Annotated in this window: 12 protein-coding genes and 1 riboswitch; of the genes, 2 read left to right on the top strand and 10 right to left on the bottom strand. The window is 39.6% G+C overall.

Going from position 1 to position 19,534, the window contains the following annotated elements; all coding sequences use genetic code 11:
• Positions 1 to 3 precede the first annotated feature (3 nt).
• From cobA to metK, 6 genes are all read right to left on the bottom strand, one after another.
• Complete coding sequence (gene cobA / locus MQE36_RS01995; protein WP_242937530.1) at positions 4 to 789, bottom strand: uroporphyrinogen-III C-methyltransferase; 786 nt, start codon at positions 787 to 789, stop codon at positions 4 to 6.
• Positions 773 to 2,863 (bottom strand): nitrite reductase, encoded by a 2,091-nt coding sequence (locus MQE36_RS02000; RefSeq protein ID WP_242937531.1) that lies wholly within the window; start codon positions 2,861 to 2,863, stop codon positions 773 to 775. The genes cobA and MQE36_RS02000 overlap by 17 nt, the downstream gene beginning before the upstream one ends.
• Positions 2,864 to 2,946: 83 nt before the next feature.
• Positions 2,947 to 4,116, bottom strand: a complete 1,170-nt coding sequence (locus MQE36_RS02005; protein ID WP_242937532.1) for a trans-sulfuration enzyme family protein — start codon at positions 4,114 to 4,116, stop codon at positions 2,947 to 2,949.
• Complete coding sequence (gene thrA, locus MQE36_RS02010; RefSeq protein ID WP_242937533.1) at positions 4,116 to 7,508, bottom strand: bifunctional aspartate kinase/homoserine dehydrogenase I; 3,393 nt, start codon at positions 7,506 to 7,508, stop codon at positions 4,116 to 4,118. Before thrA ends, MQE36_RS02005 begins: the two co-directional genes overlap by 1 nt.
• 73 nt (positions 7,509 to 7,581) lie before the next feature.
• A riboswitch (SAM riboswitch) is annotated at positions 7,582 to 7,695 on the bottom strand.
• A 77-nt stretch (positions 7,696 to 7,772) separates the two neighbouring features.
• Positions 7,773 to 9,053, bottom strand: coding sequence for an O-acetylhomoserine aminocarboxypropyltransferase/cysteine synthase family protein (locus MQE36_RS02015; protein WP_242937534.1), 1,281 nt, complete (start codon positions 9,051 to 9,053; stop codon positions 7,773 to 7,775).
• 323 nt (positions 9,054 to 9,376) lie between these two features.
• Entirely contained in the window at positions 9,377 to 10,633 is a 1,257-nt protein-coding gene (gene metK, locus MQE36_RS02020) for a methionine adenosyltransferase (protein ID WP_242937535.1), read from the bottom strand.
• Between the two features lie 361 nt (positions 10,634 to 10,994).
• Here metK and MQE36_RS02025 point away from each other — a divergent pair, with 361 nt between their 5' ends.
• Positions 10,995 to 11,612: a deoxynucleoside kinase gene (locus MQE36_RS02025; protein WP_242937536.1), complete on the top strand. Its 618-nt coding sequence runs from the start codon at positions 10,995 to 10,997 to the stop codon at positions 11,610 to 11,612.
• A 220-nt stretch (positions 11,613 to 11,832) separates the two neighbouring features.
• On the opposite strand, the gene MQE36_RS02030 is transcribed toward MQE36_RS02025, so the two are convergent.
• From MQE36_RS02030 to MQE36_RS02045, 4 genes are all read right to left on the bottom strand, one after another.
• Positions 11,833 to 14,265 (bottom strand): sodium-translocating pyrophosphatase, encoded by a 2,433-nt coding sequence (locus MQE36_RS02030; RefSeq protein WP_242937537.1) that lies wholly within the window; start codon positions 14,263 to 14,265, stop codon positions 11,833 to 11,835.
• Positions 14,266 to 14,377: 112 nt separating this feature from the next.
• Positions 14,378 to 14,905 carry an inorganic diphosphatase gene (locus MQE36_RS02035; RefSeq protein WP_242937538.1) on the bottom strand — a complete coding sequence of 176 codons (528 nt, stop codon included), beginning with the start codon at positions 14,903 to 14,905 and terminating at the stop codon, positions 14,378 to 14,380.
• Between the two features lie 113 nt (positions 14,906 to 15,018).
• Positions 15,019 to 17,511 (bottom strand): DUF5686 and carboxypeptidase-like regulatory domain-containing protein, encoded by a 2,493-nt coding sequence (locus MQE36_RS02040; RefSeq protein ID WP_242937539.1) that lies wholly within the window; start codon positions 17,509 to 17,511, stop codon positions 15,019 to 15,021.
• 65 nt (positions 17,512 to 17,576) lie between these two features.
• Positions 17,577 to 18,554 carry a pyruvate dehydrogenase complex E1 component subunit beta gene (locus MQE36_RS02045; protein ID WP_242937540.1) on the bottom strand — a complete coding sequence of 326 codons (978 nt, stop codon included), beginning with the start codon at positions 18,552 to 18,554 and terminating at the stop codon, positions 17,577 to 17,579.
• Between the two features lie 168 nt (positions 18,555 to 18,722).
• Between MQE36_RS02045 and MQE36_RS02050 the strand changes: the two genes are divergently transcribed.
• The gene (locus MQE36_RS02050; protein ID WP_242937541.1) at positions 18,723 to 19,469 is read left to right on the top strand and encodes an electron transfer flavoprotein subunit beta/FixA family protein; all 747 of its coding nucleotides are present in this window, start codon (positions 18,723 to 18,725) and stop codon (positions 19,467 to 19,469) included.
• The last annotated feature ends 65 nt before the right edge of the window (positions 19,470 to 19,534 follow it).

Below are 19,534 nucleotides of genomic sequence, written 5' to 3' on the forward strand. Positions count from 1 at the left end.
AATTTATGATGCCGCTACAAACGACGGTTCTACATTTATTTTATGCTGCAACTCTAAAATCTGCTGACGGTGTTTGACCACCTCTCCCAACACAATAATTGCAGGGTTTGTCAAATTTTGTTCGTTTACAATACTTTCAATAGTACTCACTGTTCCTACACCTACTTTTTCTTGTGGTGTTGTTCCGTTCTGAATAATTGCTACCGGCAGATCTTGTTTTCCTTCTTGCTTAAACAAACTTACTATCTCTCCCAGTTTACTCATTCCCATAAGAATAACAACTGTGGCTGTTGACCTGGCTGCCAATGCGACATCTCCTGATATTTTATGATCTTTCGTCGTGCCGGTAATTACCCAGAAACTTTCTGAACTTCCTCTTTTGGTTAAAGGAATATTTTGATATCCCGGTACTGCCAGAGACGACGATATGCCCGGCACAAAACTAGTTTCTACACCATATTTTGATGCGTATTCCATTTCTTCAGCTCCTCTTCCAAACACAAAAGGATCTCCCCCTTTCAGTCGCACTACATGTCCATGTGAACCCGCCCTGGACACAATGAGTTCATTGATCTGATCCTGACTGTACGCATAGCAACCTTTACGCTTCCCTACAAAAATCTGCTCGGCTTCAGAAGCATATTCCAATAAGTCTGTATTCACTAATGCATCAAATAGTACCACATCGGCTGATTGCAATGCTTTAATTCCTTTCAGCGTAATCAAATCGGTATCACCCGGCCCGGCGCCAACAACGGTTAATTTTGGTATTTTACGACTCCACTTCATGTTTTCTAAATTGATCAGCTCTTTTATAAAATGCCTTCGAATCTTTTAAATATGATTCTGCGAATGCTTGCACAGGCTCATTACTTTTTATCTGGTATACCATATCTGAAAATGAACCATCCATAGCAAACTTCCCTGTTTCAACAAAGGTTTCATCAAATTGTTTGATGATACTCGCCTGAGAATTGGTACTTAATCCTTCTGCCACCAATAGGGCTTTTGCGGTATTTACAATTGCAGTATAAGCGTGATAAATACCATCTGCCCATCTTTTTTGCAAAAGGGCTTCTTCTGCATTTGCATTCTTTTCCTCACTCTCAAACAACAATGTAGCTACTAAATCTATCACTACACCGGCACATTCTCCTACCCCTACTGCCTTCACATAGTTTTCATTATGTCCCCAGTCCACAAAGTCATCTTCAGTAAGATTCGTTGTATCGGAGAACGGTTTCAGAAAATCGTAAAAGTATATTTGTCCTTGCCTGTCATAATAATCCAAAAAATTTTCACCTTCATTTGTATTTGACTGAAAATCGTCCAAGATCGCTCTTAAAGCATTCGGGCCTCTTTTTGAAGGCACCTTAATAACCTTGTCTGAAAACCTTCCTTTACCATCTCCGACAACACCTCCTCCGAGAAGTATCTGTAATGCAGGAGCAACTAACTTTCCTGATTTAATCGACATCCCCTGAAAACCTATATGGGCCATGTTATGCTGACCACAGGCATTCATACAGCCGCTGATTTTGATCAGAATATCTTTATTATTGAAATACCGGGGATATTCTTCCTTCAGTACACGCTCCAACTCCACAGCTATCCCTGTGCTACTGGCAATACCCAGGTTACAGGTATCTGTACCCGGACAAGCAGTGATATCAGCTGTTGAATTATATCCTATATCGGTAAAGCCCAGTTGTTGCAGCTCCAGGTAAAAGAACGGCAACAATTCTTTTCGGATATGGCGAATCAAAATATCCTGACGCAATGTGAACCTGATTTCATCAGCTGCATACTCCTTTATGAGTTTAGCCAGCTTTCTTGCTTTATCTGTATGAAAATCTCCGAGTTTAACTTTAACGCCAACCGCATAGAAACCTTCTTGCTTTTGCTTTATTACATTACTATCGACCCAAGCCCGGTATGCTTCCTTATCTGCAATATTTACTACAGGAATATTTAACCCTACCTGAGAAAGGTCTGTTTCAGATTCTTTTATATCTATCGGGTATTCCGTTAAAGTCAGTGCCTTTTGTTCCTCTTCTATTAAATTCAAAAAAGCATCCAGGCCTGTGTCTTTAATCAGGAATTTCATTCTGGCTTTCATACGCCTTGCCCGTTCACCATACCGGTCAAAAATTCTCAATACACTTTCAATAAGCGGAATTATCTTTTCAGTTTCTAAAAATTCGTATATGACATCTGCATGACGTGGCTGAGACCCCAATCCACCTCCTAACAAAACCTTGAACCCTCTTTTTCCGTCTTTGATTTTTGCTATAAATCCCAGATCGTGTATGTAGCTTAAGGCCGTATCCTCTTCTGATCCTGAAAAGCTCATTTTAAACTTCCTTCCCATTTCCTGGCAAATAGGGTTTCTCAGGAAAAATTGAAATGCGGCATGTGCATAAGGGGTTACATCGAATGCTTCTTTTGGGTCAATTCCGGCTTCGGCACTCGCTGTAACATTTCTCACCGTATTCCCGCATGCTTCTCTAAGTGTTACATCGCTCTTTTCTAATTCAGCCCATAATTCGGGTGTTCTATCCAGGCTCACATGGTGAATTTGAATATCCTGACGGGTGGTGATATGAAGTCTGCCAGTAGAATATTCGTCTGATACATCAGAAATACGATATAGCTGATCGCTGGTTACCTTACCATAAGGCAGTTTTATGCGAATCATCTGAACCCCTTCCTGACGTTGCCCATAAACGCCACGTGCCAGACGGAGGCTGCGGAAACGTTCTTCATCAATCTTTCCTTCTTTGAATAACCGAATCTTTCTTTCTAATTCAATGATATCTTTTTCAACAACAGGGTTTTCTATTTCTGTTCTAAAGCTTTGCATAATAGTCTACTTAGTCTATAGGTTAATAGATTTATTGGCAAAAGTATACCTTTTTTTAAAATACGTATACTTTTTTTAAATTTTTAACTACTTAATGCCTGTGAAATGTCATTTATAACATCATCAATATGCTCTAATCCGACTGAAACACGTACTAAACCATCTGAGATTCCGACTTGTAGCCTGTCTTCTTCACTTAATTTACTATGGGTCGTTGACGCAGGATGTGTAACAATGGTTCTGGTGTCGCCCAAATTTGCAGATAGCGAACACAACTTGATGTTATTTAGGAATTTACGACCGGATTCGACCCCTCCTTTTACTTCAAAGGCTACTATATTTCCTCCGAGTTTCATTTGCTTTCTGGCCACTTCGTATTGTGGGTGTGATTTCAGGAAGGGATATTTTACAAAGTTTACTCTTTCATGAGATTCTAAATAATCTGCCAGTTTAGCCGCGTTCTCGCAATGCTTCTCAACCCTGACTGCTAAGGTTTCCAGACTTTTAGATAACACCCAGGCATTAAAAGGAGACATTGCCGGCCCCGTATTTCTGCTGAACAGGTATATTTCCCTGACCAAATCCTCTCGTCCAACAGCTACACCGCCAAGAACCCTTCCCTGGCCATCGATAAGCTTTGTTGCCGAATGAATGACGATGTCTGCTCCAAACCCGATAGGTTTCTGAAGATAAGGGGTTGCAAAGCAATTATCAACAACCAGTATCAGATTATGTTTTTTTGCAATTGTTCCCAACTGTTCTAAATCCAGAACATCTACAGCTGGATTTGTGGGAGATTCTGCAAATAATATTTTGGTATTCGGCTGAATAAGGTTTTCTATGCCTTCAACCTCATCAACCTTGAAATAAGAGGTCTCTATATTCCATTTAGGCAAATATTTGGTAAACAGGGTATGCGTAGACCCAAATACGGAACGTGCAGAAACTATATGATCACCACTATCCAAAAGTGCTGCAAAAGTAGAAAATACGGCAGCCATTCCTGTGGCAAAAGCATAGCCTGCTTCCGCACCTTCCATTTTACAAATCTTTTCTACAAATTCAGAGGTGTTCGGATTTGTGAAACGGCTGTATATATTTCTTTGTTTTTCTTCAGAGAAAGATGCTCTCATATCTTCTGCATCTTCAAAAACAAAACTAGAGGTCAGGTACAAAGGAACTGAATGTTCTAAAAATTCGGTCCTGTCTAATTGCGTTCTTACGGCATCAGTTTCAAAATGATTCTTACTCATTAGTTATTCTTTTCGGTTAGTTTTAATATATCTCCAAATACACCTCTCGCTGTAACCGCTGCCCCTGCACCGGCTCCCTGTATCACGATCGGTCTGTCTCCATAAGATTCCGTGTAAATTTCAAAGATTGAATCAGCGCCGCTCACCTGCCCCAGTGCACTACTTACCGGAACCGAGGTTAACTTAACATCCAGAACCCCCTTGTCTTGTTGTAAATCGCCGTGTAAATCTCCTACATACCTCAACACATGACCAGGCTCTTGTCCTTCTTTTATATCCTTATACGGTTCATCAAATGCAGCCAGGCTATTGAGGAAATCTTTCACTCCTCCTTCTCTGATATCCTCCGGCACCAGGTTTTGAATATTCACATCAGAAAACTCATTCTGCAAATCTAGTTCCCTTGCGAGGATAAGTAACTTCCTTCCTACATCATTACCGTTAAGGTCTTCTCTTGGATCCGGCTCTGTGAAGCCGCTATCTATTGCTTTTTGTAATACGTCACTAAACGGTCTCTCTTCTGCAGAAAATGTATTAAACAAATAGCTCAGGGTTCCTGAAAACACCCCGCGGATCCTCGTTATATTCTCTCCTGATATATGCAGTATCCTTATTGTATCAATAAGCGGTAATCCTGCACCCACATTTGTTTCATAAAGATATTGTTTCTGATGTTCTTCCAACTTAACTCTCAAATCTTTATAGAAATCGTAACTTAGTGTATTGGCTATTTTGTTTGAGGATACGAGGTCAAACCCATTTTCAGCCAGTTTGATATAATTATCTACAAAACCCTTATTCGCAGTATTGTCTACAGCTATTAAGTTCTCTAAGTGATGGGCTTTAGCGAAGGCAATGATATCGTCAACACTACTGTTTATACTTGAAAGCTTCAGGTCAGTTTCCCAACTTACTCCGATACCATCTTCAGCCAACAAGGCTTTTCTTGAATTGGCTACAGCAAAAATATTGAGTTTTACATTTTTGCGATCTTCTATTGCTTCTGCCGAAGCCAATACCTGATTTATTAATGTTCCTCCAACGGTTCCGTGACCAAAAACAGCAATATTTACCTTTTTCGATATTCCAAAGATCTCACCATGAATAACGTTAACTGCCTTGTGCAGATCAGATTGCTTAACAACCAAACTTACATTCTTTCCGGTAACTGTATTATTAAATAGTATTGGCACAATACTATTTTTAATCAACACATTATATGGTTTGTGAAATGTGCTCAAATCTTGTCCCACGATGGAGATAACGGCAACTTCATCTGTATAAGAGATCTTACTCACGTCATTAGCGTGAAAATCTATTTCAAATTCGCGTTCCAAAGCTCTTTTAGCCTGCTCTGCCTTATCTGCATTAACCACCAATCCGATCCCGCGTTCTGATGATCCCTGAGCGATGATACTGACACTTATTCCGGCATCGCCTAAAGCTTTAAATATTCTGGCATCTACACCGGACTTTCCTAATAACCCCCTACCCTCAAGGTTCAACAGGGCTACGTTGTCTAGAACTGATAAAGATTTAATTCCTTTCTTACTCGGGGTTGCCGTAATTAAAGTTCCATTACTATTTTCATTAAAAGTGTTCAGTATCCTAAGCGGAATGTTCTTTTCTATTAAAGGAATAATGGTTTTTGCATGAAGAATATTCGCTCCAAAATTGGCTAGCTCATTCGCCTCATTATAAGATAACTGCTCTATTTGTTCGGCATTCTTTACCAAATCAGGATTGGCTGTGAAAATTCCATCTACATGGGTGTAATTTTGTAATTCTTCAGCATTCAGAAAGTTAGCGATCAATGAAGCTGAATAATTACTGCCATTCCTGCCCAGAGTAGTAGTCTCGTTACTTAAAGTACTTCCAATAAAACCGGTCACTATATGAACAGCATTGCCATTCTTAGAAAAATAATGAGCTACATTTTCTTTAGACACGTTCTGTATCGGCTGAGCATTTCCAAACTTATTATCTGTTTTTATCAAAGTACGACTGTCGGTAAATACCGCTTTAAATCCTTTCTCGTTCAATAAATAAGTAATCAGTTTCGCCGACAATAACTCCCCTTGAGATAAAACATGATCCTTTATTTTAGCACTGTAATCGCCTAACAGGTGTACCCCTTCAAACACTTTTTCCAACTCGGCAAACTCTTCATTGAAATCTACGTTATAATCGGCCTGCTGGTAAGCTTTAAACGCCTCAAAGAGGTGTTTATAATCTGTATTTTGAGCGGCTCTGTTTAGTATATTCTCCAGGTCGTCGGTAGCACTTCCTCTTGCTGAAACTACAACGGCTATACGTTCGCCTTCTTTAATTTTTGCCTCCAGGATATTTAGTGCATTGTTAATTCCTTTGCCATTAGCTAAAGACTTCCCTCCGAATTTTATCACCTTTATACCGCTACGTTTCTTGTCTTTCTGAAAAACGGGACTTAATATTTCCTCCAATTGATCGTGTTCAATTAAAAAAGCATCGTGTCCGTGCAAAGAATGTATTTCACCATAAACCACATTTGGTTTGGCCTGTGCCAAATGCTTATATGTCTCCCTGTTCTCTTCAGGAGTAAAAAACTGATCTGAATCAACTCCTATAATATGGATATTGGCCTTAATGGTCTCTAATACATTATAGAGTTCTTTCCGGTCTCTTGAAACATCTATTGTTTTCAAAAGCTGGTTCATCAGCAGATAAGCCGAAACCTGAAAACGTTCCTGTAACTTTTTGCCGTGATGCATTAACCAGCTTTCAACATTAAAGATCTTGAGTTCTTCATTTGTCGTTCTGTGAAAACGCTCTTTAAATGATTCCGGAGTTCTATAGCACAACATGGCATGCATGCGTGCATCGTGTACCGGGTCTTTTGAATTAAGTAAAATTCTTTCTTGAATCTGACAATTGGCAATTAGCCAATCTGTAGACTTCCAGTCGCTTGCAACCGGTATCAGATGCTCTGTTAAATCCGGATTTAAAACCGCCATTTCCCAAGCGATACCACCACCTAAAGAGCCTCCTATCAAAGCATATAGTTTCTCTACTCCCAACTTTTCCAGTCCAAGCAGAAAGATCCTGGCTATATCCCTGGCTACAAAATCCTTATAATTATCTATCGAAAAGCCATCATAACCATTACCCGGTATGTTAAATGATAACACCGTGTACTCTTTTGTGTCAATACACTTCCCTTCGCCAATGAGCTCCTTCCACCATCCGGTTGTACCTGAAACATCAGAGTTTCCGGTAAGGGCATGATTTACTAACACCACAGGTGCTGTATGCAACGGTTGCCCGAAAAGCTGATAAGATAAAGGCAAATCTTGCTCAGAACCATTTTCGGTTTTAAAATTGTTTATCTGAAGTTGTAATAAATTATTATCCAAGGCCAATCATTTTTTATTGACTTTGAAAAAGGTTATAAAGAAAGGTGTAGAAAATCACAAAAGAAAATTCTTATTGTTATCTATCCTCAAAAAAATAATCCGAGGTAGAACGTAGCACCTTCTCTGACAAATCAAAGGGTTGCTAAGGTTTCTCCGGGTCTAATCCCTCCACCTTTCTTGATAACATTTCTCAGTAAGTCGTTGAACTTTTGAAATGCAAAGAAACATATTATTATTAAAACAGCCAATACATTGGCTTTAATTTTATTGTTGATCTATCAGGTTAAATGCCTGTTCCAGATCTGCTTTTAGATCCTCCACATCTTCTAACCCTACAGAAATCCTGATTAAATCGGGGGTTACTCCTGTTGATTCTTGTGCTGCTTCGTCTAATTGTTGATGGGTAGTGCTACCAGGGTGAATGATTAAAGACTTTGCATCTCCAAAATTTGCCAGCAATGAAAATATCTTCACATTATCTACAACTTTTTTAGCCGACTCAAAACCTCCCTTCAGCCCAAAAGTCACAACTCCGCTTTGTCCTTTCGGCAGATATTCTTTGGCAAGATCATAATACTTACTCGATTTTAAACCCGGATAATTAACCCATTCCACCTTTGGGTGATTCTGCAACCACTTGCTTAACTCCAAGGCATTTTCACTATGCTTTTTAACTCTGATTTCAAGTGTTTCTATCCCTTGTAGCGTTTGAAAAGCATTAAACGGACTTAAGGCGGTTCCATAATCTCTAAGGCCTTCTATTCTTACTTTTGCTATAAAAGCCGCTTCTTTCAGAACCTCATGATATATCAACCCGTGATACCCGGCTGACGGCTCGGTAAATTCCGGAAATTTCCCATTAGCCCAATTAAAGGTTCCGGCATCTATTATTACTCCTCCCAAAGAAGTTCCGTTTCCTGTAAGGTATTTTGTGAGTGAATGAATAACGATATTTGCACCGTGCTCGACAGGATTCAGTAAAAATGGTGTCGGCACTGTATTGTCGACAATAAAAGGAACTTCAATTTCTTTAGCTACTTGAGCTATTGACTTTAAATCCAGAACGTCGAGTTTGGGATTCCCCAGTGACTCGGCAAATACGGCTCTTGTATTTTCCTTTGCTGCTTTTTTAAAGTTTTCAGGATCAGAAGGGTCGACAAAAGTGGTATGAATACCTAGTCTTGGCAATGTTACATTTAAGAAATTATATGTGCCTCCGTATAAACTATTTGAGGCTATAATATGATCTCCCGCTTTTAAAATACATAATAATACTGTAAATGTGGCAGCTGTACCTGATGATGTAACTACCGCTCCTATTCCTCCTTCCAAAGCAGCCAGACGTTGTTCGAGAACATCATTGGTAGGATTGTTCAAACGGGTATAAATGTATCCCGGCTCAGACAGATTGAACAAATTGGCCGCATGATCAGTATTATTAAATACATACGATGTTGTTTGATAAATGGGTACTGCCCTGGAAGTACGGTTTTCACTTACTTCATACCCTTCGTGTAACGATTGTGTTGAAAATTTTTTACTCATTTTATTTATTTTAATAGTTATTCTTTGAAGTAAACTACCTCGGTGCAAGCACACGAGGCATTGGTCGGAAACAAATTTTAATTTCGAGGCAAGCCTCGGGGTATTATACCCTTTGGCGGTGCCAATAAAAAAGCCCTTGCTTTGGCAAGGGCTTTACATATTATACATTACTTAAAAATCACATAATAGTCGCCCTTGCAGAAACTTTCCACATCATCATAGACATTATGTTCGTATTTAATTTCATTTTCTTCGTTTTGAATTATTAAAAGTAAGATTTTATTTTAACTTTTAAACGACTTCAACAAAAGTGCAGGCAATTGTTATATATTAAAAAGAGCTTTAATCCGGTCTACATGATCTAATTTTTCCCAGGTAAACAATTCAACCTCTTTTTCAACACGGCCATTATATGGTGATTCAAAAACCTTCTTTACTGTTTTAGGCTCTTTTCCCATATGACCATATGCTGCCGTTTCAAAATAGATAGGATTTCTTAGTTTTAAACGCTCTTCTATTGCGTAAGGTCTCATATCAAATATCTCTTTGACCTTTTTAGCAATCTGGCCGTCATTTAAATCAACTTTAGCCGTACCGTAGGTATTGATAAAAACAGATGTTGGCTCAACAACTCCAATCGCATAACTAACCTGTACCAAAACCTCATCTGCCACTCCGGCAGCAACCAGGTTTTTGGCTATATGACGAGAAGCATATGCTGCACTTCTATCTACTTTACTCGGATCTTTTCCGCTGAATGCCCCGCCACCATGAGCACCTTTACCACCATAAGTATCTACAATAATCTTTCTGCCGGTCAGGCCTGAATCTCCATGAGGCCCTCCAATAACAAATTTCCCTGTAGGGTTAATATGATATTTTATATCGCTATCAAACAACTTTTGAAGATCTGAAGGCAATTGAGCAACCACTCTAGGTATTAATATCTCCACTATATCCTTCTTTATCTTAGCCAACATAGCTTCATCGTCCGGATCAAAAGCATCGTGCTGGGTCGATACTACTATGGTATCTATTCTTTGCGGCACATTATCGTCTGAATATTCAATAGTTACCTGTGCCTTAGCATCAGGACGCAAATAGGTGATATCTTTATTTTCTCTTCTCAGCTTTGCCAGTTCTTGCAATATCTTATGTGAAATATCCAGGGCCAAAGGCATGAAATTCTCGGTCTCATTGGTTGCATAACCAAACATCATTCCCTGGTCGCCGGCTCCTTGCTCCTCTTTAGAGGCTCTGTCTACTCCCTGATTAATATCCTGAGATTGTTCATGGATAAGGGATATTACCCCACAAGAATCACCGCTAAACTGGTATTCTCCTTTTGTATATCCTATTCCATTAATTACTTCGCGTGTAATACTCTGTAGATCCAGATAAGTATCACTTTTTACTTCTCCTGCCAAAACCACCTGCCCGGTTGTAACCAATGTTTCACATGCCACCTTACTATCAGCATCAAACGCTAAAAAGTTATCTAACAATGCATCACTGATTTGATCTGCTATTTTATCCGGGTGTCCTTCACTTACAGATTCGGATGTAAATAAATACGCCATAATATTAATTTTAAAAAATTGTCGAATGGAAGCGACGATGCACAAATACTGAAGAAGTTTCCAAACCGATATTACTCGGAAGTAACTGCTTTAGCATTTTTTATTGAGGTTGCAATCAGTCAAATCCTTCCTCGTTTCATAATCGACTGCAAATGTAGTGATTTGTCCTTAACTGTAAAACTATCTTATGCTTTTTTAAGGTTTCGCATTAAAACACCTACCTAAACAACTATACAACAAGCTTTTGACCCTTCGGGGAATATTGATCAAAAAGATTCTTTTTGCTATAGCCGATATCTTGTATATTTACGAGACGAAAAAAATTTGGACTTCAAATCCGAATCGACTAAAAACGAATAAGATGCATGTAGCTATTGCAGGAAACATTGGTGCCGGAAAAACTACACTAACAAAACTTTTGGCAAAACACTTTAAATGGGAGCCTCATTTTGAGGATGTAGTAGACAATCCGTATTTAGACGACTTTTACACCAAAATGGAACGTTGGAGCTTTAATCTTCAAATTTATTTTTTAAACAGTCGGTTCCGTCAGATTCTTCAAATCAGAGAAAGTGGCAAGAAGGTCATTCAGGACAGAACAATCTATGAAGATGCTCACATTTTTGCTCCCAACTTACATGCCATGGGGCTGATGACCAATAGAGATTATAAGAATTACAAAGAACTATTTGAGCTCATGGAAGGGTTGGTTCAGCCACCTGACCTATTAATATATCTAAGAAGTTCTATCCCTAATCTTGTTAGCCAGATACACAACCGTGGACGGGAATTTGAAAATTCAATTTCAATTGATTACCTCAGCCGGCTAAATGAGCGCTATGAAGCATGGATACATGGCTACGACCGGGGCAAACTTCTTATTATTGATGTCGACAATATAAATTTTGTAGACGACCCTGAAGACTTAGGAAACATCATTAACAGAATAGACGCAAAATTACATGGTTTATTTGAATAAGCTTGTAAAATAAAAGGACTAAAAACATTATTCTTCATAATACTTTTAGTCCTTTAACTACCCCAAATCTTTTCGGACAACACAATATGCTATATTGGTTTACCTTATTTCAAATATAATAAATATGTGACTGATTTACAACTAAATAAATCAAACAAACACAAAAAGAACCATACGTTAATATGGTTCTTTTGCATTCTTGTGAATTTTGCTATAAAAGCTATATTTTTTCTTTCACTACAATTTTAGCTTCATCAATTTCTTTAAGCCTGGCCTCAACTTCATTCAGCGTTCCCTCAACAATTTCCTTTTTTGTAACTGTTTTTCCGTTTTCGGTCACAGAAGTCTCTATTACTGCTTTGGCCGTGCCATTTTCATTTTTAGTAATATCTACTTTTACGATTCTGGCTTCTTCTTCGTGGTTTATTTCATCTACGGTCACGACAATCTCCTTGGCTTCTGTAGCCGCTGCAGAAGCATCACTATTCACTACTGCTATACTTGGCGCTATAACCAATGCGGCAACGGACATTAACTTCAATAAAATATTCAACGACGGCCCCGAGGTATCCTTAAACGGATCGCCTACCGTATCACCTACAACAGCAGCTTTATGCGGTTCTGAACCCTTCTGATAGGTTTGTCCCTGAATATCGACCCCTCCTTCAAACATCTTTTTGGCATTGTCCCATGCACCTCCTGCATTGGATTGAAAGATAGCCATCAGAACTCCTGTTACCGTAACTCCTGCAAGTAATCCCCCCAGCATTTCGGCCCCACCTAAGAAACCCACCAATACAGGCGTAAATACTGCAAGTACTCCGGGAAGCACCATTTCTTTGATAGATGCTTTAGTCGAAATTTCAACACATTTCTGATATTCAGCTACTCCATCGGCTTTTTCGAAAATCTCCATATCCTCTTTTGAAGCATTAGACATATCACCATCATACTTTTTCATTATCGCCAAAGCATCCTTTAACGCAGGTATATCATTGAACTGTCGTCTAACTTCCTGAATCATTGACATTGCCGCTTTACCTACAGCTCCCATTGACAAAGCCGAAAAAACAAACGGAAGCATTCCCCCAACAAATAGCCCGGCCATTACAGTAGACTGGGAGATATCTATACTTGTAATCTTTGCCTGTTGCATAAATGCAGAAAAGAGAGCCAAAGCTGTTAATGCCGCCGAAGCAATGGCAAAGCCCTTACCGATTGCAGCTGTTGTATTTCCTACTGCATCCAGCTTATCTGTACGCTCACGCACTTCAGACGGTAGTTCAGACATTTCTGCTATTCCCCCAGCATTATCTGAAATCGGGCCGTATGCATCTACCGCCAACTGAATCCCCGTATTGGAAAGCATCCCTACTGCAGCAATAGCAATCCCGTATAAGCCGGCAAAATGAAACGACAAGATAATAGCCGCTGCTATTAACAAAACAGGCACTGCTGTCGACATCATTCCGACACCCAATCCGGCTATGATATTTGTTGCCGCTCCGGTAACTGACTGATCGACGATCCCCTTAACAGGTTTTGTTCCTGTTCCGGTATAATACTCTGTTATCTTCCCGACACCTAATCCGGCTACAAGTCCTATTATCGTTGCCCAAAACACTCCCATTGCATTAAAATCCTTTCCATTCAACGACCAACTTTCCGGCAAAAGGGTATTAATTAACAAATAAGAAACTACAATCATAATTCCCGCAGACAAAAACTCCCCTACATTCAATGCCTTTTGAGGATCACCTCCTTCTTTTACCTTGACAAAAAACGTTCCTATTATCGAAACAATAATACCAGAGGCTGCAAGCGTCAATGGCAAGTAAACAGCTCCTAATTGAAATTCTGAAAATTCAGAAAGGCCAAAATAAGCACCTCCCAGAACCATCGCTGCGATAATGGAGCCAACAAAAGACTCAAACAAATCGGCTCCCATACCGGCTACGTCACCAACATTATCTCCAACGTTATCTGCAATGGTAGCAGGGTTGAGCGGGTGATCTTCCGGAATACCGGCTTCTACCTTCCCAACCAGGTCTGCGCCGACATCAGCCGCTTTGGTATAGATTCCTCCTCCTACACGGGCAAAAAGAGCTATTGAAGAAGCACCAAGGGAAAATCCTGAGATCACATTCAACACCAAAGTCAAGCCATTGCCATCTTCAACAGAATATATATTACTAAATATCAGGAAAAGCACGCTCAATCCGATTACTCCGAGTGAGACTACCCCCAGCCCCATCACAGCACCGCCGGAGAAAGCCACTTCCAACGCTTTATTCAACGAGCTCCTGGCCGCATTGGTCGTTCTTACATTCGCTTTGGTAGCAATCTTCATCCCTATAAAACCTGCAAGCGCCGATAAAAAAGCCCCCACAATGAAGGAAACTGCTACCAGTGGAGTAGAATCGGTATCGGATTCTCCTTTAAAAAATAGAAGTACAGCTACCGCCAGAACAAATATTGCCAAAACCTTATACTCTGCTTTCAGAAATGCCATAGCACCATCAGAGATATTTTTAGCAATTCGTGCCATTTTTTCGGTTCCTACATCCTGCTTAGAAACCCAGGCTGATTTAAAGGACATATACAGCAACCCCAAAACCCCGGCCAGCGGTAAAAAGTAAATAAGTTTTTCCATGAAATTCAAGTATTGGTTATTGTTATTTTCACTAAAAATAGGAAAATAAAGGAGATAAAAAAAAGCACTTCCTGTTGGAAGTGCTTTTTATATGCTTGATTTTTAATAGTTTTTACACTACAAAGTCGCCTGCTTCTTTATGTACGCTCTCTTCGTACCTGTCGATACATTTATCAATGATGGCCCATGCTTCATTAACATCTCCCCATCCTTCCACATCTACTTTTTTATGTTCGAGATCTTTGTAAACCTGGAAGAAATGCTCAATTTCTTTCACAAGATGTGGATTAATATCGCTTAAATCGTCCAGTTTATTCCATACCGGATCAGAAATAGGTACACAAACGATCTTTTCGTCCGGCCCTTTTTCATCTGCCATGTGGAATACACCTAATGGTTTTACTTCGATGACACAACCCGGAAAAGTCGGCTCGGTAAGTAACACCAAAACATCTAACGGATCTCCATCCAAAGCCAGGGTTTTAGGGATAAATCCATAATCGGCAGGATAGTGCATTGAAGAAAAGATCATACGGTCGTAACGTATCTTCTTCAACTCAAAATCGTACTCATACTTATTTCTACTCCCCTTCGGGATCTCTACTAAAACATCAAAAGATTTTAATTTTGCTGCGCTCATTGCTCTATTATCTATTAAGGCGTGCAAAGGTAGGGCATCATCTTATATTTAACAACTAAACTGCTCGTTATGTTGTACATGCTCATTCTTTTTAACAAAAGGATAACCTCTTATTAAAATTCGAACCCGAACGAACCTGTAACGCTAAACTTTCTGGCATCGGGCATATCGAAATAATTACCTCTGAAATTAAAGTCGATTCTAAACACCTTAAAAATATTACCTACCCCAAAGGAATACTCCCAGTAAATTTTATCGGAAGGAGCTATCAGAAGGATGTTAGCGGGTGCATTCAAAGCCCTGTTCTTATCAGACAGATCTCCCCAGACTCCTCTTAACCCGACTAATTCCCTTAAGTTCAGGTCCCTGATCAGCGGAATCCTCGAAAACAAGCGTCCGTTGAAATTATGCTCCAAGTGCACCGATGCATAGGTATCGGTTACAAACTCATAAAAATTAAGATTAGGAAATGTATTAAAAATAGAGAAATAGGTTTGGTTTCCCGGAACGACATTAAGCAGACTTAACGGTACCTCTCCATAAATCTTACCGGCTTCTACGATGGTCTGAAGGCGCCCAAAGCCACCTACCATCCACGGTTTTCTATAATAGAACTGAACCTTTTCATAATCAAAGTCACTATCTAAAATTCCTTTTACCCCCAAAGAGTAGTTTAAAAAAAGATGCACATAATCGTCATTCTGATCTCTTCTTTCTACTCCGTAGCCAATCGTTTCCCGTCCAGGCTTATAATCCAATGTTACATAGGTTTCAAATTGCCTGGTAACATCAGCTACTCCTCCCGGCTCTCCCGGATCCGCATAACTTAAACTAAAATCATCAGGAAGTGCCGATCTCATTGTTCTGAACGAACCTCCACCGCGAACTTTAAAATTCTTAAAAACCTCAAACTCTACGCCTGCAGTCGTTAGATTAATATTAGTCAGTTTATCATTGGCTCCGGCAGTAAACAAGGCAGAGGAAGCAAAACTCCTGCCCAATACATCGTTGGTATTTGTAAGGTTTACCCCGATCTGCTCAACATCTCTTCTGGTGCCTGCAGAAATTATGATGCGGTTCTTTCTGTCTATTAGCCATTTCGCTGAAAACCCATATTTAAACTTATGGTCTTTTAAGCCATAGGCCGTATACCCCTGTAACCTCAACTGGTCGTTGGCTGTTTTATATGTCCGCCCCCCGATACGGGTACGGAGTCCTTCAGCCGGGTTGTAACCATAAGTAGAATATAACGGTCCGTAATCGAAATTCAGCTTATCAAATTCAAAATATCCTGAAGCCAGAACCTCTGCCGCTTTATACAACTGTTTAAACTTTGGTACAGTGGTCAGGGTATCAAGCATTTTATAGATCCCTTTTTCATCTTCATTCAGAACCTCCAGCCTGTTCTTTTCCCAAAATTCATCTTCTCTTTCATAAACCACCGGATTAAACGGGTCTATTTTTTTATCATAAAAGCTTTTAGGCTTTTCATCATCAAAGACGTGATTATCGTATATGGTAGTTCTCCTTCCGTAAACCCCGCGTGATTTTTCCTTTTTATTCAGACTAAAGTCTGTTAGCATATAATCGCGTTTGAGCAGGAAAACGGAATCGTTGACCACCTCATATTCTTGTTCTATATACATTTCTTTTACCCAGTTGATATTGGCACTCTTGGTTGCCTGCATATCAATTTCCTTTACAGCGTATGTAGTATCGTTAACCCAGAACTGTCCTTTAAAAGTTAACTCGTTTTTCCTGCGGGGGTAATAAACAATCTTATAGCACCATTTATTATCGCGATATGTACTGTCTGTCAGCACATAGTTATAAGTATCTATACCTGCCTTAGACAGTGGGCTCACAAAACTCTTATCGAAAAGCTGCAAGTAGTTATCATATATATTGTACTCTGAATAAAGATCGTTTACGTAGGCTATAACAGTCTGATTGGTATTAAAGCCGGAGTTTTTATTCCCCAGCAGTTCTTCTTTCTCTTTTTTAAGCTTGTTATCTCCGAATACTTTGTAAAAGGATTCATTTATAAACATTGGCAGGTAGGTTTTTCCCGTAACACTGGAAGTATCGGTGTGATCGAAGATAAACTCCATCCCTTTAAAAAGCCTGCTTTTTATTATTGTCGAATCGATGGTGTTCAGGTCAAATTCTATTTTCTCATACTTATCAAAGGCATATTGATCGAACTTATACAACCCGTTTTGCCGTTTCTTGGCCCATACCTTTCTCAAGATATCTATAGCCGGGTTATTTTTTTTTGATTGTTTTCCGGCATAGAGCACCACTTCTCCGAGCTCTTCGCCTTCAACCAGTTTTATAGTAAGGTTATAATTTGTCGATTTCGGAAGCTCTATTTCCTGCGATGTATAGCCTAATAAAGATACAACCAGCACTTTGTACGTATTATCGGACTCCAGGTAAAACCGTCCGTTATCATTGGTAATAATACCCTCTGTAGAGTTCTTGAACATTACATTGGCAAATGCAATCGGATCGTCATTTTCATCTACCACAACCCCTTCCACCTTGGTTTGGGACCAACTGATGACAGAAAATAAGAATATAACTAGTGTAAAAAACTTTTTCATATATAAAAAAAACTTCACCAAGCGAAGATAGCTTAGTGAAGTTTTATAACGAAAATTTTAAGAATTTATTTATATAAAACCTTTTTTACGGCTTTAATAACGTCGTTTGAATTTGGCAACCATTCTTCAAGAAGCACCGGAGAATACGGTGCCGGGGTATCTGCCGTATTGAGCTTAATAACCGGGGCATCCAGGTAATCAAAGGCATTTTCCTGAACCTGGTATGTAATTTCAGTAGCTATATTTCCGTAAGGCCATGCCTCTTCCAGGATAACAAGGCGGTTCGTCTTTTTAACAGAATTAAGAATCGCTTCATGGTCTAACGGACGTATGGTCCTTAAATCTATAATCTCACAGCTAATCCCTTCTTTCTCCAACTCATCAGCTGCTTTAAAAGCCTCCTTTATGATTTTTCCAAACGATACGATCGTTACATCCGTACCTTCTCTCTTAATATCAGCAACTCCTATCGGCAATGTGTATTCCCCTTCAGGAACCTCTCCCTTATCTCCATACATTTGCTCAGACTCCATAAAGATCACAGGGTCATCATCTCTAATGGCCGACTTCAACAATCCTTTTGCATCGTATGGGTTAGAAGGAACTATAACTTTAAGTCCCGGACAGTTTGCATACCAGCTCTCAAAAGCCTGAGAGTGCGTTGCCGCCAGCTGACCTGCAGAAGCGGTAGGCCCTCTAAAAACGATAGGGATATTAATTTGTCCGCCTGACATCTGACGCATTTTAGCAGCATTGTTTATAATCTGGTCGATCCCCACCAACGAAAAGTTGAAGGTCATAAATTCTACTATCGGTCTTAATCCGTTCATTGCCGAACCTACGCCAATTCCGGCAAATCCTAACTCTGCAATTGGAGTATCTATTACTCTCTTGGCACCAAATTCATCTAGCATTCCTTTAGAAGCTTTATAAGCACCATTGTATTCGGCAACTTCCTCACCCATTAAATATATGGACTCATCGCGACGCATTTCTTCGCTCATTGCCTCTGCAATGGCCTCTCTAAACTGAATTGTTCTCATGAATATCTCTTATTACCTTTATTCGTATTCAAAACGGAAAGCAAAAATAGCAATTATGTATTAAGTATATAAACATCTTTTTGTGAAATATTTACTATGCGCGCATAGTATTTTATGAAAAATATCAGTATCTTCGTAGCACTCTAATTAAAACAAAACATACAGCATATGAAAATATTAGTGTGCATCAGTCACGTTCCGGATACAACATCCAAGATAAATTTCACGGAAAATGATACGAAATTCGACACTAACGGTGTTCAGTTTGTCATTAACCCCAACGATGAATTCGGTTTAACAAGAGCGATCTGGTTCAAGGAAAAGCAAGGTGCTTCTGTTACAGTAGTCAATGTTGGCGGTACAGAAACCGAACCCACATTAAGAAAGGCTCTTGCCATAGGTGCAGATGAAGCCATCAGAGTGAATGCAGAACCTACTGATGGTTTTTTTGTAGCTAAACAACTGGCTAAAGTAGTTCAGGACGGGGGCTATGATCTGATCATTGCGGGAAGAGAGTCTATTGATTACAATGGTGGTATGGTACCCGGAATGCTAGCTACGCTTACAAATGCGAACTTTGTAAACACTTGTATCGGCCTGGAAATAGACGGAAATACAGCAACAGCCATCCGCGAGATCGACGGTGGTAAAGAAACACTAAAAACCAACTTACCTCTTGTTGTCGGGGCACAAAAAGGACTTGTAGAAGAAAGCGATTTACGCATACCGAACATGAGAGGTATCATGATGGCCAGAAAAAAACAACTGGCAGTTACAGAACCTGCTGAAGCAACGCAGGCGACCAAAGCCGTTCAATTTGAAAAACCTGCTCCAAAAGGCGAGGTAAAACTAATTTCTCCTGATAATGTAGATGAATTGGTTGACCTTTTACATAACGAGGCAAAAGTTATATAAACCAACCTCATAACCGGCTTTCACCCAAAAAACAGTTAAAAACTTACCTTATCATACATAAGGTA

Source organism: Zhouia spongiae (genome assembly GCF_022760175.1).
Taxonomy (GTDB): Bacteria; Bacteroidota; Bacteroidia; order Flavobacteriales; family Flavobacteriaceae; genus Zhouia; species Zhouia spongiae.

What these genes read in the sequence shown, in the direction of transcription:
- cobA (WP_242937530.1), bottom strand. Translation starts at nt 789, where the DNA reads ATGAAGTGGAGTCGTAAAATACCAAAATTAACCGTTGTTGGCGCCGGG.
- MQE36_RS02000 (WP_242937531.1), bottom strand. Translation starts at nt 2,863, where the DNA reads ATGCAAAGCTTTAGAACAGAAATAGAAAACCCTGTTGTTGAAAAAGAT.
- MQE36_RS02005 (WP_242937532.1), bottom strand. Translation starts at nt 4,116, where the DNA reads ATGAGTAAGAATCATTTTGAAACTGATGCCGTAAGAACGCAATTAGAC.
- MQE36_RS02015 (WP_242937534.1), bottom strand. Translation starts at nt 9,053, where the DNA reads ATGAGTAAAAAATTTTCAACACAATCGTTACACGAAGGGTATGAAGTA.
- metK (WP_242937535.1), bottom strand. Translation starts at nt 10,633, where the DNA reads ATGGCGTATTTATTTACATCCGAATCTGTAAGTGAAGGACACCCGGAT.
- MQE36_RS02025 (WP_242937536.1), top strand. Translation starts at nt 10,995, where the DNA reads ATGCATGTAGCTATTGCAGGAAACATTGGTGCCGGAAAAACTACACTA.
- MQE36_RS02030 (WP_242937537.1), bottom strand. Translation starts at nt 14,265, where the DNA reads ATGGAAAAACTTATTTACTTTTTACCGCTGGCCGGGGTTTTGGGGTTG.
- MQE36_RS02035 (WP_242937538.1), bottom strand. Translation starts at nt 14,905, where the DNA reads ATGAGCGCAGCAAAATTAAAATCTTTTGATGTTTTAGTAGAGATCCCG.
- MQE36_RS02040 (WP_242937539.1), bottom strand. Translation starts at nt 17,511, where the DNA reads ATGAAAAAGTTTTTTACACTAGTTATATTCTTATTTTCTGTCATCAGT.
- MQE36_RS02045 (WP_242937540.1), bottom strand. Translation starts at nt 18,554, where the DNA reads ATGAGAACAATTCAGTTTAGAGAGGCCATTGCAGAGGCAATGAGCGAA.
- MQE36_RS02050 (WP_242937541.1), top strand. Translation starts at nt 18,723, where the DNA reads ATGAAAATATTAGTGTGCATCAGTCACGTTCCGGATACAACATCCAAG.